This window comes from Pseudonocardia yunnanensis (assembly GCF_039534065.1).
GTDB classification, from domain to species: domain Bacteria; phylum Actinomycetota; class Actinomycetes; order Mycobacteriales; family Pseudonocardiaceae; genus Pseudonocardia; species Pseudonocardia yunnanensis.
In genome coordinates this window covers 343,467-357,273 of the sequence record NZ_BAAAUS010000034.1, presented here as the reverse complement: position 1 = coordinate 357,273, position 13,807 = coordinate 343,467, and the positions used below count along the sequence as shown (strand labels likewise).

General features: G+C 71.9%; 14 protein-coding genes. 11 read left to right on the top strand and 3 right to left on the bottom strand.

Annotation, left to right across the window (positions count from 1 at the left end; translation table 11 throughout):
• Nucleotides 1-156 precede the first annotated feature (156 nt).
• The 6 genes from ABD743_RS30245 to ABD743_RS30220 all read left to right on the top strand — a co-directional run bounded on the left by ABD743_RS30245 (nt 157) and on the right by ABD743_RS30220 (nt 5,295).
• On the top strand, nt 157-303 hold the full coding sequence (locus tag ABD743_RS30245) for a hypothetical protein (protein ID WP_344725784.1): 147 nt from the start codon (nt 157-159) through the stop codon (nt 301-303).
• Nucleotides 304-427: 124 nt separating this feature from the next.
• Nucleotides 428-1,810 carry an NtaA/DmoA family FMN-dependent monooxygenase gene (locus ABD743_RS30240; RefSeq protein WP_344725782.1) on the top strand — a complete coding sequence of 461 codons (1,383 nt, stop codon included), beginning with the start codon at nt 428-430 and terminating at the stop codon, nt 1,808-1,810.
• Complete coding sequence (locus ABD743_RS30235) at nt 1,807-2,652, top strand: sulfurtransferase (RefSeq protein ID WP_344725780.1); 846 nt, start codon at nt 1,807-1,809, stop codon at nt 2,650-2,652. Before ABD743_RS30240 ends, ABD743_RS30235 begins: the two co-directional genes overlap by 4 nt.
• The gene (locus tag ABD743_RS30230; protein ID WP_344725778.1) at nt 2,649-3,524 is read left to right on the top strand and encodes an ABC transporter permease; all 876 of its coding nucleotides are present in this window, start codon (nt 2,649-2,651) and stop codon (nt 3,522-3,524) included. The genes ABD743_RS30235 and ABD743_RS30230 overlap by 4 nt, the downstream gene beginning before the upstream one ends.
• A 35-nt stretch (nt 3,525-3,559) precedes the next feature.
• On the top strand, nt 3,560-4,525 hold the full coding sequence (locus tag ABD743_RS30225) for an ABC transporter substrate-binding protein (protein ID WP_344725776.1): 966 nt from the start codon (nt 3,560-3,562) through the stop codon (nt 4,523-4,525).
• On the top strand, nt 4,522-5,295 hold the full coding sequence (locus tag ABD743_RS30220; RefSeq protein WP_344725774.1) for an ABC transporter ATP-binding protein: 774 nt from the start codon (nt 4,522-4,524) through the stop codon (nt 5,293-5,295). Before ABD743_RS30225 ends, ABD743_RS30220 begins: the two co-directional genes overlap by 4 nt.
• A gap of 19 nt (nt 5,296-5,314) precedes the next feature.
• On the opposite strand, the gene ABD743_RS30215 is transcribed toward ABD743_RS30220, so the two are convergent.
• Complete coding sequence (locus ABD743_RS30215) at nt 5,315-6,529, bottom strand: cytochrome P450 (RefSeq protein WP_344725772.1); 1,215 nt, start codon at nt 6,527-6,529, stop codon at nt 5,315-5,317.
• On the bottom strand, nt 6,526-7,095 hold the full coding sequence (locus tag ABD743_RS30210) for a PadR family transcriptional regulator (protein ID WP_344725770.1): 570 nt from the start codon (nt 7,093-7,095) through the stop codon (nt 6,526-6,528). The genes ABD743_RS30215 and ABD743_RS30210 overlap by 4 nt, the downstream gene beginning before the upstream one ends.
• A gap of 181 nt (nt 7,096-7,276) precedes the next feature.
• On the opposite strand from ABD743_RS30210, the gene ABD743_RS30205 reads away from it, so the two are divergent.
• The 5 genes from ABD743_RS30205 (at nt 7,277) to ABD743_RS30185 (ending at nt 13,287) form a co-directional block, all read left to right on the top strand.
• Nucleotides 7,277-7,972 carry a TetR/AcrR family transcriptional regulator gene (locus tag ABD743_RS30205; protein WP_344725768.1) on the top strand — a complete coding sequence of 232 codons (696 nt, stop codon included), beginning with the start codon at nt 7,277-7,279 and terminating at the stop codon, nt 7,970-7,972.
• Nucleotides 7,973-8,155: 183 nt separating this feature from the next.
• Nucleotides 8,156-8,641 carry a hypothetical protein gene (locus tag ABD743_RS30200; RefSeq protein ID WP_344725766.1) on the top strand — a complete coding sequence of 162 codons (486 nt, stop codon included), beginning with the start codon at nt 8,156-8,158 and terminating at the stop codon, nt 8,639-8,641.
• 44 nt (nt 8,642-8,685) lie between these two features.
• Nucleotides 8,686-9,651: a hypothetical protein gene (locus ABD743_RS30195; RefSeq protein WP_344725764.1), complete on the top strand. Its 966-nt coding sequence runs from the start codon at nt 8,686-8,688 to the stop codon at nt 9,649-9,651.
• Between the two features lie 196 nt (nt 9,652-9,847).
• Complete coding sequence (locus tag ABD743_RS30190) at nt 9,848-12,664, top strand: ATP-binding protein (RefSeq protein ID WP_344725762.1); 2,817 nt, start codon at nt 9,848-9,850, stop codon at nt 12,662-12,664.
• Nucleotides 12,665-12,690: 26 nt separating this feature from the next.
• Entirely contained in the window at nt 12,691-13,287 is a 597-nt protein-coding gene (locus ABD743_RS30185) for a COG4315 family predicted lipoprotein (protein WP_344725760.1), read from the top strand.
• Between the two features lie 38 nt (nt 13,288-13,325).
• Here the strand turns inward: ABD743_RS30185 and ABD743_RS30180 are convergent, their stop codons facing one another.
• Nucleotides 13,326-13,727, bottom strand: coding sequence for a nuclear transport factor 2 family protein (locus ABD743_RS30180; RefSeq protein WP_344725758.1), 402 nt, complete (start codon nt 13,725-13,727; stop codon nt 13,326-13,328).
• Nucleotides 13,728-13,807: the final 80 nt, after the last annotated feature.

The window sequence follows — 13,807 nt, the reverse complement described above, 5'->3', positions numbered from 1 at the left end:
GAACGCCCGGAAATGTACTGACAATGCGGCGTGAATTGCGCGAGATTCGCGTCACAACGGCGCACGACATTTGATTTGCGGCAGCGGGTGTCTATACCGTCAACTCATTCGGGCGATCGCACTCGGGCCGCCCGGCGACCGGCGGAAGGAGACGACGTGAACCACAGCTGCGTCGACCCGTCCTGCTGCCTGCGTCGGGCTGCCGGCGGAACCGACGTGCTGTCCGTCGTTCACCCCCTGCTGCTCGTTCGCCGCCGCTGCGTCGACCTGCTGAAGGTCGCCACCTGTCTCTGTCGCGGCTGAGTCCGCCGACCTTCGTCCGCGTCCGCACGGACGCCACGCGACGGTCGATGCATCTCCCGTTTTTCGTCAGCGGCCGCCGCCCGGTGCGCGGTCCGCCCTCCCGCGCCGAAAGGCAGCTTTTCGTATGTCCGAACCAGCCCGTCGGATGCATCTCGGTCTCACGATCTGGCCCACCGGGTTCCATCCGGGAGCCTGGCGCCTGCCCGGATCCCGCAATGACGGCAACTCCAACCCGCGCCTGCTGCAGCACGCCGCCCGCACGGCCGAGCGTGGTCGTTTCGACTTCTTCTTCATCGGTGACCGGCTCGTCGGTCTCACCGCCTCCCAGTTCGCGGCGCCCAACGAGGTGCTGCGGCCCGAGGCGCTGACGCTGGCCGCGAACATCGCGGGGATCACCGAGCACATCGGGCTGATCACCACGGTCAACACCACCTACTCCGACCCGTACAACGTCGCTCGGGCGGCGGCCACGATCGACCACCTCAGCGGCGGGCGCGTGGGCCTCAACATCGTCACCGGTAAGAACGTCGAGGCGGCGCGCAACTTCGGCCGTGACCAGCACTGGGACAACGAGCACCGCTACGACTGGGCCACCGAGTACATCCAGGTCCTGCAACTGCTCTGGGACAGTTGGGAGGACGACGCCCGCGTCGCCGACACGGTGACCGGCCAGTTCGTCGACCCGGACCGCGTGCACCACATCGACTTCGAGGGGAAGTTCTTCTCGGTACGCGGGCCGCTGAACGTCGAGCGGCCGGTTCAGGGGCAGATCCCGATCATCAACGCCGGGGCCTCCGAACGGTCGCGTGAGCTCGGTGCGCAGTACTCCGACCTGCGGTTCACCAACTCCTCGACCCTCGGTCTCGACGGGGCGCGGGAGTACTACGCCGACCTCAAGAACCGGCTGCCGCACTACGGGCGCTCGGCGTCCGACCAGCTCGTCGTGCCAGGCATGGCGGTGTACGTCGAGGAGTCGCAGCGGGCGGCGCACGAGGCCTACACGACCCTGCAGCGCCTGCTCGAAACCAGCCCGGTGCACCGGGCGCGGCTCTCCGAAGCGCTCGGCGTCGCCGTCACCGACGCGGCGCCGGACGCCCCTCTCGCCGAGGTGGCCGACCTCGCGCAGCTGTCGGACGACGGGCGCCGGATCGCCGACTCCGCCCGGGAGCTCTACGGGCGCGAGCGCGTGACCGTTGCCGAGGTCAACGCCTCCTTCATCCGCGGCGGGATGTTCAAGGAGGTCGTCGGGTCGCCCTCCCGGGTGGCCGACGTGCTCGAGGAGTGGTTCTCCACGGGCGCCGCGGACGGGTTCATGATCTTCCCGCCGACCGTGCCGCACGGGGTGGAGGCGTTCGTCGACCTCGTCGTCCCCGAGTTGCAGCGCCGCGGCCTGCACCACCGCGAGTACGCCGGGACGACCCTGCGCGAGCACTTCGGCCTTCCCCGGCCACTCAGCCGGTTCGCCACCACGCCCGTAGGAGCTGCAGCGGTGGGAAGCGGGCGATGACCGCGCCCACGGTTCCGGTGTTCGTCGGCGTCGCTGAGCTCGAGAAGTGGTTGCACGACAGCCCGGAGCAGATCCGCCTGCTGGAGATCCGCTACGACCAGAAGGGAACCGGAGGGGACGGCGACAGCGCGGGGCATCTGCCCGGAGCGGTGATCGTGGACCTCGCCACCGAGCTGTCCCGCACCGACGCCGCCCCGACCGACGGGCGACGGCCCCTGCCGCACCCCGCCGACCTGCAGCGTTCCGCCCGGCGGTGGGGTCTGCGCAAGGACTCCACCGTGGTCGTCTACGACACACGGTCCGGGTTGTCCGCCGCGCGGGCCTGGTGGGTGCTGCGCTGGGCCGGGCTGTCACGGGTGAGCATCCTCGAGGGAGGGTTGCAGGCCTGGAGCGCGGCCGGCCACCCGCTCACCACCGACGAGCCGGACGTCGCGCCGGGTGACGTGGAGCTCGGCTCGGGCGGCATGCCCGAACTCGACGCCGACGCGGCCGCGGCCCTCGCGGAGAGTGGCCTGCTCGTCGACGCCCGGGACGCGGCTGCGTACCGCGACGGGCACATCCCCGGCGCCCGCAACGTCCCGTCGCAGGGCGTGCTGAGTGTCGACGGCACTCTCGGCGATCGCGACGAGGTGCGCGCGCACTACGGGGTCACCACCGCGGATGCGCCCGTTCCCGGGCTCTCCTGCGGCGGCGGGGTGGCGGGTGCCTTCGCCGTGGCCGCCCTCGCCCACACCGGGGTGACCGCGCCCCTCTACGTCGGGTCGTTCTCGGCGTGGAGCGCCGATCCTGAGCGGCCGGTCGCCACGGGAGCCGAACCGGGAACCACCGAGGAATCCCGGTGACGGAGAGCCTGTCGCTCACACGCGACGGTCGCCGGGCCCGCCGCCCCGTACCCGGCGACGAGGACACCCGCCTCCCGTCCGACGCCGGGAGCGCGCTGTTGGAGCAGGACCGCCGCGAGGCCGCCCGCTTCCGGCGGGCCGTCCTGATCGGCCGCGTGGCCGTGGCGGTCGTCGTGCTCGGCGCCTGGCAGCTCGCCTCCGGCCGGCTCGTGTCGGAGTTCTTCGTCTCCTCCCCGAGCGACATCGTCGGCAGGCTGGTGCAGCTCGTCGTCACCGGGGAGCTGTGGCCGCACCTGACGCAGACGCTCGTCGAGGTGGGAGCGGGGCTCCTCATCGGTGTGCCGCTCGGGATCGCCCTCGGAGTGGCGCTCGGGACGTCACAGCTGCTCAGCGGATGGCTGCTGCCCTACGTGATGGCCCTCTACAGCCTGCCCCGGGTGGCGCTGGCACCGCTGTTCATCGTCTGGTTCGGGATCGGGCTGCTCTCGAAGATCACCATGGTCGTGACGATGGTGCTCTTCGTCATCTTCTACAACGTCTACCAGGGCGTTCGCGACATCGACCAGGACCTGCTCGACGTGGCACGTTCGTTCCGGGCGAGCCGCCTGCAGACCCTGCGCTGGATCGTGCTGCCGTCGCTGACCCCCTGGCTGGTCACCGCCCTGCGGCTGTCGATCGGCATCGCGCTCATCGGCGCGGTGATCGCCGAACTGATCGCCGCGAGCTCCGGCCTCGGCTACTACATCAAGCTCTCGTCCAACCTGCTCGACGTCACCGGTGTCTTCGCCGGTCTCGCCGTCATCACCGCCGTGGCGATCGTCCTCGACCAGGTACTGGGGCACGTGGAGCGCCGGGTCGTGCGGCACCACTGAGAACGTCTCCACCGGAGAAACGAGGACCTCGCCCCATGTCCCTTCCTCTACGCGCGCCACGGCGGTGGGCCGCCGCCCTGGCCCTCGCCGCGCTGCTCGTCGCCGGCTGCTCCGCCGAACCCGGCCCTCCGACGATCCGTGTCGGCCTCGTCTGCGGCGGCGTGGGCCTCGCCGCGCTCACGATCGACTCCGGCGGGCTCCCCGGTGGCCTGCAGGCGCAGAAGGTGTGCTTCGACAGTGGCTCAGACGCCGTGCAGGCGCTGGTCGGCGGCAGCATCGACGCCTTCGTCGGCGCGGGCGAGCACGTGATCGACAACCGTGCCAAGGGTCTCGACGTCAAGGGCTACGCGGTCATCAGCGAAGCCCCGCCCTACTCCCTGGTGAGCGCCGCCGGCTCCGGCGTGCACGGCGTGGGAGACCTCGCCGGGAAATCCGTGGCCGTCACCGCGCCGGGCAGCCTGTCGGACACCGAACTCCAGAAGGCGACGGCCGAGGCGAACGTGCCGTACTCCGGCCTGCGCGTGGTGGGCGCCGGCACCGGCGCCACCATGCAGGCCGCGATCGAGAAGGGCGGCGCCGCGGCGGGAATGGTCAGCGACCCGCTGCTCACCACGATGCTGCAGTCCGGCGCCTTCACCCTCACCTGGAAGCCGGACTTCCGCTACATCGCGCTGGCGGTCATCGCGAAGCCGGACTGGGTGAACGACAACAGACCTGCGATGCAGGCGTTCCTGCAGGCCCTGCGCGCCACGCAGGACCGGGCGAACGCCGACCTCTCGAGCGTTCTCACCGCCGCCAAGCAACAGTCCCCGACGCTCGACCCGACCACGCTGCGCACCGTTGTCGCTGCGACGATGGCCCAGGCCCCGCCGAAACTGACCATCGACGATGGCCCCTACCGGGACACCACCGAGGTGCTCACGCAGGTCGGGCAGGTCCAGCCCGCCAAGGTCCCGTCGTTCACCGACTCGTTCGACTTCAGCCTGCTGGGGACGTCATGACGGCGAAGGTGGCGGTCCGCGACCTCCGGGTCTCCTACCGCACGCGCAAGGGGCGCCACCTCGCGCTCGACGGGGCCGACCTTCGCATCGGCCACGGGGAGTTCGTCGCGCTCGTCGGGCCCAGCGGCTGCGGCAAGTCGACGTTGCTCAAGGTCGTCGCCGGGCTGGTCGAGCGCTCCGACGGCGAGGCGCTGATCGACGGCCTGCCGATCGACGGGCCCCCCGCCGGAGTCGGGATGCTCTTCCAGAACGACGCCCTGCTCCCCTGGCGCACCGTGCACGAGAACGTCCGGCTCCCGCTCCAGGTGGCCGGAGGCGACCGCGCCGAGCAGGACGCCCGGATCACCGAACTGCTCGCCACGGTCGGCCTCGACGGGTTCGCCGGCTACCTGCCGCGCCAGCTCTCCGGGGGCATGCGCAAGCGCGTGGCGCTCGCGCGCACCCTCGCCTCCGATCCCGACCTCTTCCTGATGGACGAGCCCTTCGGTCCGCTCGACGCGCTCACCCGACGCCGGATCGGGGCGGAGTTCCTGTCGCTGTGGGAGACCCTCGGGACGAGCGTGCTGTTCGTGACGCACGACGTCGACGAGGCCATCACGCTGGCCGACCGCGTGGTGGTGATGACTGCGGCGCCCGGGCGCGTGCTCGGCGAGTTCCCGGTGGCACTCGACCGGCCCCGCGACGTGCGGGAACTGCGCTTCACGTCCGCCTTCCGCGACCTGCACGACGCGATCTCCGACGCCCTCGTCCCGCAGGCGCATGTGCCCTGACGCCGGGCCGCGCACGGCGTCACCAGGTGACGGGCAGCTCCGACACCCCACCGGTGATGCGGTCGGTGCGCACCACCAGGTCGTCCACCCCCACGGCGAGGCGCAGGCCCGGGAACCGGCGGAACAGCGCGGAGAAGACGGCCGTGAGCTCCGTGCGCGCCAGGCTCGCGCCGATGCAGAAGTGCGCGCCGTGGCCGAACGACAGGTGTGGGTTGGGGCTGCGGCTCGGGTCGAACTCGGTGGCGTCGGCGAACGCCGAGGGGTCGCGGTTCGCCGCGGCGGTGGAGAGCATCACCGCGTCCCCGCGGGCGATCGTGACGCCGCCGATCTCGATGTCCTCGTGGGCGTAGCGGAGCAGGCCGAGGCTCCCGGGCGCCGAGAGCCGCAGGATCTCCTCGACAGTGCGCTGCACCTGGCCGTCGGGGTCGGCGACGAAGGCGTCGCGCCGGTCGAGGTCGACCAGCAGCATGAGCACGCCCATGTCGATGCGGCCCACGGTGGTCTCGTGCCCGGCGAACAGCAGCCCCGCGGCCAGGCGGGCCAGCATCGCGTCGGTGAACCGGGGGTCGGCCTCCTGCGCCCGCACCAGGTCGGACACGACGTCCTCCTGAGGATCCGCGCGCTTGGCCGCGGCCAGCCCACCCATGTACCGCTCGAACTCCTCCATGGCCTCGGCCGCGTCGCCACCGGTTCCCATCCGCCCGACCCGGTCGGACAGCCCGTGGAAGTACTCCCGATCGCCGAACGGCACACCGAGCAGCTCGCAGATCACCAGCACCGGGAGCGGGAAGGCCAGCGTGGCGTGCAGGTCGACGGGCGCCTCCGGATCGCGGGCCTTCGCCGCCTCCATCGCGTCGAGGCATCCGTCGACGAGCTCGCGAACGTGGTCACCGAGCAGGCGCATCCGCTTGGCGGAGAACGCCGGGACGAGCATCGCCCGCATCCTGGCGTGGTCGGTCTGCTCGGTCTCGTAGTCACCGGAGGGGCCGTTGAGGATGGCGGCGTCGGACACCGTGGCGGCCTCTGCCGGGTTCGGGTGCGAGCGGCCAAGCCGGGAATCGCCGAAGAGCGCGCGCACCTCCTCGTACCGGGTGACCAGCCAGGCGGGATCTCCCGCGGGCGTCCGTACCGGGGTGATCGGGGCCTCGGCCCGCAGTACCGCGTAGAGCGGCGCGACCTCGAGCACGTTGGGGCGGTCGAAAGGGAGCTGCGGCGCTGGTGCCGTGGTGGTCATCGGGCGTCCTCCTCGGATGGTGGGGGCGAGCAGGCAGGTGGGGCGGTTGGCGCCGTCGCGGCGCTGCCACGCACGGTGGCGATCCAGTGCTCCTCGGCATGAGAGCGGCGGAGGAGCTCGTCGAGCACGAGCAGACCCCAGCGGTTGCGCGACGCGTCCGCGGCAGACCGGGCCAGGGCCTGGATGCGGGCCCGGCGTGCGGTGATCGCCCGCTCCCGCGCGTCGAGCACGCCGAACCGCTCGGCGGGGGTGAGCCGCTCGAAATGGCCGACGCGGGACAGGAACTCCGCCTCGTCGGCCGCGAGCTCGTCGGGGAGCTCGGCCAGCATGTCGTGCAGCAGTTCACGACCCACGTCGGTGATCGCGTAGACATGCCGTGCCGGAGCACCCTGGCTCTCCACTGCGGTCCGCGTCACCGCGCCGGCGTCGTAGAAGCGGCGCAGTGCCGGATACAGGGAATTGTTCGAGAGTGCGTAGCCGCTGTTCTGCTCGACCCGCCGACGCAGCTCATAACCGTGGGCGGGCTGCCCGGTGAGGTTCGCGAGCAGCAGCAGGTCGACCCACACCTATGTCACGTTAACTTATTTGATAGCCCCCGCCTACCGCGGCAAAACGGTCGAATCGGGCGTCGCAGGACATATTCCCCCAGCTAGACGGCGTTCCGCGGAGCGGAATGGCGAGGGCTTTGACCACGCGAGGGGTTAAACTCTTTCAGGCACACTTCTTATAATATCTGCCGGAGGACTCATGACCGTCGACAGTCGGTCCGAGAAAACCCGGCCGGACCGGGCCGCCGCCACCCGTGATCGCATCCTCGACGCCGCGGAGCGTCTCTTCGCCGAACGTGGAGTGCTGGCGGTGTCGAACCGGCAGATCGGCGAAGCGGCGGGCCAGGGGAACAACTCCGTGGTCGGTTACCACTTCGGCGGCCGGTCCGAGCTGGTACTAGCCATCCTGCGGCGACACGCGGTCGCCGTGGAGCAGTTGCGTACGGATCTGCTCACCCGCGTCCACCCCGGATCCGCTCTGCACGACTGGGTCGGATGCCTCGTCCGGCCACTCCCCGCTCACCTGGCAGAGCTGGGTGACCAGAGCTGGCATGCACGGTTCCTCGCGCAGGCGTCCAACGAGCCCACCTTGCGTGCGGTGATCCGGGCCGACGCCAAGGCGTCACCCAGCCTGCGACGGGCGCAGGAGGGGATGTTCCGGCTGCTCCCCGCCGTCCCGGCCGAGGTCCGCGCCGAGCGCGGCGAGATGAGCCGCCTGGTCGTCGTGCACATGTGTGCCGAATACGAACGGGCGCTGCAGAACGGCGTCGCGCCCCCGAGCCGTACCTGGGAGACGGCCGCAGCCCGCCTCGTCGACGCCGTCGTCGGGCTCTGGCTGGCACCCGTGACGCCTGCCGTCCTCGGGCCCGACGCCGCTCTCCGGTGCCGCAGATAAGCGGGTGAAACGCGGAAATCGGGCCCTCGACCACGCCGTCGAGGGGTGGAAGCGTTTCCCGGCGGCGCCGTGGATGTGCCGCTTCCTTGAGCGACCCGCGGGGAAACCCTCACGCCTTCATGGGATGTGTCAGCCCCGGGCAGCCTGGACTCTGCTCTCGTTCGCCTCATCAAGCTACGAACGGTGATCCCGATGTGCCACCACAGCCTTGACGTGCTCCTCTTCGTCTTCCACGACGCGCGCCGCGCCGCCTCGGTGCTGAAGAGAGCCCGCAGACTGCCCGAGATGCGCCACGTCGCGGTTGTCGCCCGCTCCGCGGACGGGGAGATCCGCGTCGAGGATCGAAGAGCGACCGGCGCGCGCCAGGAGGTGCTGACGCGGGTCATCGATGCGCTCAGCCGGCCGCTGCGTGAGCTCGTGCCCTTCGGGAGCGACGGCGCCACAGCGGGACCGCCGATGACGCTGCCCGACACCGGTCCCGGGCTCGCCGCGTTCGCCCGCCTCATCCAGCCCGGCCAACCCGTGCTGCTCGTCGCGAGCTGCGCCGGTCTCAACAAGACCATGGACGAGGTCGCCCAGTATCTCGGAGCCGCGCTCTACCGGGTCCCGGTCGGGACGCTTCCCGGCGCCCGGTCCTACCGCATCCCGACGACCCCCTGGATGGCCTGACCACAGGCGACGCCGGCCGCACCGCCGGCGGATCGGAGAGCGAGATGACCGGAACGACGGCAGGGCACGGCTGCCCCACCTCGTTGACCGGCGCGGACAGCGCCCGCTCCGAGCGGATCGCCCGGACCTGCGCTCTGGGCGATCCGCTCGCCGACACCGTCGCCGCCGAACTGCACGACCGTGGGCGAATCGCCCGCAGGTCCCTCGCCGGGTTGCTGGCGGCAGGCGACACGGCCGGGACGCTGACGCCTGCGCAGGCCGACCTGTGGCACGACGTGCAGGCCGCGGGGATCGAGGACCTGCTCGGCCGCGGCGCGCTCGTCCACCACCGCGCCGACCCGGAGTCGGTCCGGATCGTGCACGGGGCCAGTTCCGTCGCCCACGTCGGGGCGGCCTCCGACAGCCCCTGGTCGACGAGCCGACTGATCCGCGACGGGCGACTCCGTCCCGTAGCGCACCGGCGCGTGGCGGACACCGTGCACTGGGCGGTCATCGCGCTCGAACCGGGCAGCCTGCTCGCCGATGGCCCCGCCCATCGCGCCACCCTGCGGCTGCGCCTGCGGGCCGCCGTTCTCCGCCACGCCCAGCTGCACGGACTCGCGGCCCACACCGACCCCGTGCTGCCCGGGACACCCATCACCCAGCTCGACCTCCTGCGCTGCTGGCTCGGCGCCACCGTGCGCGCCCGCGCACTCCTCACCGAGTCGCGTGCCGTGGCTGCGCCCGTCCCTGCCGAGCTGCGCCGGATCTGGCAGCACCTGGGACACCTGCTCGGGGTGCACGCCGAGCTGCTCGACGCACCGGGCCACCTCCTCGAACTCGCGGCCCCCGGCGGCGTCGACGTCCGGCGGGGCGCCTCTCCCGCACTCACCGCAGCCGTAGCCGTCGCTGTCGTCGACGCGCTCACCGGCGAGCCGCCGCTCGTCCGGTCCCCTCGCGAGCGCATCCTCCGCACCGTCCGGACGGTGCACAGGCGCGCGCAGAAGCATCCGGAGGCGTTCGCAGGCTGAGCCACGTCCTCTCCCCGCAGCGCGCTCCACGTCACACGGTGAGCGGGCGGAGAGAGTCATCTGACCGATGCCCACGCTCGTCTCAGCGTCAGACGATGTGGTGCAACGGGACGTTTGCGCGCCATCGGAGCCAGCGCATCGGGGTCCCCAGGCGGACATCGCGGCGTCTGCGATGCGCATGTGATCGGAGAAGACCATGGTTGCGAGTCACGGCGAGGTTCCCCTCCGCGGGCGGGCCGCGGAGCTGGCCGACGTCCGTGAGAGCCTCGAAGCGGTCCGCAGCGAGGGCGGTTCGATACTCGTCGTGCGCGGTGCGGCCGGGGCCGGCCGCTCCCGTCTTCTCGCCGAGGCCCGCCGAATGGCTGACGCCATGGGGATCCGGACCCTGTCCGGAGCAGCCGACCCGCACTCACGGGCGGTGCCGCTCGCCCCGATCATGGAAGCACTGCTGAACGGTCCGGACCCCGTCCTGGAACCCGATACGTTGCCGGCAGCCCTCTTCACCAGCGCCGATCATCGTTTTCTGCTCCTTCAGACGATGCGCCAGCAACTGGACCAGGCATCGCTGCAGGTACCACTGCTCCTGACCTTCGACGACCTGCAGTGGGCCGATGCCGCCACCCTCCTCGCGATGCGCAGCCTGCCCCGCCGCCTCGCGCAGCGCCCGTTGGTCTGGATGTTCGCGGTGCGCGACGGGGTGATGACCGATGCCCTGCGCACCACGCTGGACCAGCTCGCCGCGGCCGGGGCACACACGATCACCTTGAAGCCGCTCGAAACCTCGTCGGTCGAGGCCATCACTCACGACGTACTGGGGGACGACGTCGACGAGTCGGTGAGACGCCTGGCCGAACGTGCGGCGGACCGGCCGTTGCTGCTCGTCGAACTCCTGCGCGGGGTCGCCGAGCACACGGCCGGTCCGAGAGGGGACGGCGACGAGTCACTCGGGGGGCTGCCGGAGCGGTTCCGCGACCTCGTGGCCCGCACGGTGGAGCGGCTGCCCGACCGGGTGCGCCGGACCGTGCAGATCGCGGCGGTGGTCGGGCCCCGCTTCACCGTCCGCCAGCTCGAGGCCCTTCTCGACGAGTCCGCGTCGGCGCTGCTCGAGCCGCTGCGCTCGGCCATCGCCGAGGACCTGATCGTCGCGCACGCCGACCACTTCACCTTCCGTCACGATCTCGTGCGCGAGGCGATCGTGGCGAACCTGCCTGCCGACCTGGTCCGCGGGCTGCGCCGGCAGGTGGTGGACGCCGACCTGCGGGCAGGACGGCCGCTGCCCGAGGCGGCCACCCTCCTCGCCGCGGTTGCGCTGCCCGGCGACGTCGAGGCGGTGTCGCTGCTGCGGGAGGCCGCGCTGATGGTGGCGCCGTCGGATCCGGCGGCCGCGGCCGACCTGAGCGTGCGTGCCCTGGAGCTCACCTCGCCGCGGGCGGCCGAGTGGGCAGGCCTCGTCACCGAGACCATCCAGCTGCTGCTCGCCGCCGGGCGCGCGGGTCCGGCCGCGGCGCTCGCCGAGCAGTCTCTCGAGGTCCCGCTGGGTCCGGAGGCCGAGGCGAGGGTCCGCCTGGGCGGTGCGCTCGTCGGCCTGCAGTTCGCCTTCGTCGACGCGGTGCGGCACTGCCGGACGGCCCTCGAGCTGCGTGGCTTGTCGCCGTCGCTGCGCGCCGACCTCCTCGCCGTGCTCGCCCTCGCAACCGCGCTCGACGGGGACCCGGAGGCCGCGGGTGAGTTCATCGCGCCGGCGATGTCCGAGGCTCGGGCATGCGACAACACACGGGCCGAGGCGGTCACCGTGTGCGTCGGATCCATCGTCGACCTCTACCGGGGCGACTGGCGCACGGCGCTGGCCGGTGCCGACGCCGCGGTCGACCTGAGCAAGCGGGTGGAGGTTGCCCACCGCCTGTGCGACCCGGAGATCTGGCGGGCGATGGCGCTGGCCGGCGTAGGGCGGCTCGACGACGCGCTGGCGGTCACGGAACCACAGCAGCGTCAGGCCGGTGTGGGGGCCGGCCTGGCGGTGACGCGCCTCTGGAGCGCCACCCGCTCACGGCTGCTGATCGAGGCCGGTCGACCGGCCGAGGCACGCGCCGCCGCAGAGGAGGCGCTCGCCATGGTCGACGAGATCGGCCACGGCGACTTCGCCGCGATGACCGCGATCTGCACCCTGGGCCGGGTGGCGGTGCTCACCGGCGACGAGGAGGCGCTCGCCACCGCGGAGCGCAACGGCCACGTCATGCAGGCGAGCAAGTCGACGTCCGTGCGCAACGCAGGGGCCTGGCTCGCCGCCCTCGTCGCCGCATCCGACGGCGACCCGGGCCGGGCGATCGCGAGCCTGACCGACGGATCCGCCCGCTACAGCGACACCGGCCCATGGCGCTGCCACCCGCTCGACGTCGCCGAGGTGCCCTGGTTCGTGCGGGTCGCGCTACAAGCCGGCCAGCATGACCTCGCCGAACGGGCGGCCGCCACCGCTGAGCGCCGGTCCGAGGCGAACCCGGACGTGCCGCTGTTCTGCGCCATCGACGCGCACGCCCGCGGGTTGCTCCTGCAGGATCACGAGGAGTTGGCCAGGGCGGCATCGCTGTTCGAGGCAGCGGGGCGGCCGCTGGCCCGTGCGGCCGCGCTGGAGGACGCCGGCAACGCAGCGGCCCGTCACGACCGCGCCGAGGCCGTCCGGTTGCTCGAGACGGCGATGCGCATCGCGGACGAAGCAGGCGCGCAGCGTGACGCGGCGCGCGTCCGGTCCGCGTTGCGCGAGCTGGGCGTGTACCGGCGGCGCAGCACGCGGCCCTGCACGGGCCAGGGCTGGCAGGCGCTGACGCCGAGCGAGCTGGAGGTCGTGCGGCTCATCGCCCGCGGGGCGACCAACAGAGCCGCCGCCGAGCGGCTCTACGTCTCGCCGCACACGGTGAGCACACATCTCAAGCACGCGTTCACCAAGCTCGGCGTCACGTCGCGGCTCGAGCTGGCACGTATCGCGCTGACCCGCGCGCAGTCGAACGTCGTTCCTTGACCGATGGGCGCCGGGAGGTGCATCCGATGACCAGGGGCCGGGAGGCCGACAGCTTCCGGCGCAGCAGATGGTGGGCCGGCGCAGGTGCCGTCGCCCTCACGGCGACCGCGCTCCTGGTGACGGCCTGCAGCACTGAAGACGCCACGTCGCCCGCGGCACTGGCGCAGGCTCCGCCGCGTGTGAAGGCGATGCCCCTGCCTGCGGCCGACGGCGCGCTGGTCGGGCCGCAACCCACCATCGACCTGGGCACGGTTCTCGTGGACGGAGAGGGCCGCACACTCTACGAGTTCGCGGGCGACACAGAGAACAAGTCCGCCTGTACCGGGGTCTGTGCGCAGGACTGGCGGTTCGTGCCGGCGCCCTCCCCCCTGCCCGCGCTCATGCCCGGGGTGATGGGCGCGCTCGGCAGCGCGGCCCGGCCCGAGGGCGGGCAGCAGCTCACGATCGCCGGTCATCCCGTCTACACGTTCGCCGGCGACGTCGCGCCTGGCCAGACCAACGGGCAGGGCAAAGTCGTCGACGGAAGCGTGTGGTCGGCCGTGTCCGCCACCGGCACGCCCGTGCAGAGCTCCCCGGCAGCGGCAGGCCCGGTGACCACCTCGCTCGTCGGTATCCCGTACTGACCGACCGGTCCCCCTCCGGTCAGCCGCGCACGGGTGACTCAGCAGAATTCGTCGGTGAAGAAGCGGTTCATCCCCTCCAGGTCGTCGAGGTAGGTCTCCACCTGGACGATCCTGCCCGCCCGCACGGTGCACACCGTCGCGATGTGCTCGTCGAGCACACGCTCGCCGCAGCGGGCCGTGGCGTGCAGCCCGAGCGCGATGTTGTCGCGGCTCACGAGTACGCGCTCGAGCGTCGAGGTCATCCGGTACGCGCCGATCAGCTGGGCGCGCGCGATGACGTCGTCGATGCCGGCCGCGGTGCCCGAGATGGCGTTGTTCCCCGGCAGGCTCCACGTGGCGTCAGGACTCATGATCTCGCGGAGCAGCGCCCAGTTCTTCGTGCGCAGCGCCCAGAAGAACGCCGTGCCGAGATCGACCTGGGGTGACGCCGTCATGGTCATCAGCTGCCTCCAATGGGGGTTGGGTGGCACCTCATCTTCGAACCATGGTCAGGCCTACGCCGCATACACCACATCACGTG

Coding starts and splice junctions, on each gene's coding strand:
- ABD743_RS30215 (WP_344725772.1), bottom strand. CDS start 6,529: ATGACCACCACGGCACCAGCGCCGCAGCTCCCTTTCGACCGCCCCAAC.
- ABD743_RS30190 (WP_344725762.1), top strand. CDS start 9,848: ATGGTTGCGAGTCACGGCGAGGTTCCCCTCCGCGGGCGGGCCGCGGAG.
- ABD743_RS30240 (WP_344725782.1), top strand. CDS start 428: ATGTCCGAACCAGCCCGTCGGATGCATCTCGGTCTCACGATCTGGCCC.
- ABD743_RS30185 (WP_344725760.1), top strand. CDS start 12,691: ATGACCAGGGGCCGGGAGGCCGACAGCTTCCGGCGCAGCAGATGGTGG.
- ABD743_RS30195 (WP_344725764.1), top strand. CDS start 8,686: ATGACCGGAACGACGGCAGGGCACGGCTGCCCCACCTCGTTGACCGGC.
- ABD743_RS30225 (WP_344725776.1), top strand. CDS start 3,560: ATGTCCCTTCCTCTACGCGCGCCACGGCGGTGGGCCGCCGCCCTGGCC.
- ABD743_RS30180 (WP_344725758.1), bottom strand. CDS start 13,727: ATGACCATGACGGCGTCACCCCAGGTCGATCTCGGCACGGCGTTCTTC.
- ABD743_RS30235 (WP_344725780.1), top strand. CDS start 1,807: ATGACCGCGCCCACGGTTCCGGTGTTCGTCGGCGTCGCTGAGCTCGAG.
- ABD743_RS30205 (WP_344725768.1), top strand. CDS start 7,277: ATGACCGTCGACAGTCGGTCCGAGAAAACCCGGCCGGACCGGGCCGCC.
- ABD743_RS30220 (WP_344725774.1), top strand. CDS start 4,522: ATGACGGCGAAGGTGGCGGTCCGCGACCTCCGGGTCTCCTACCGCACG.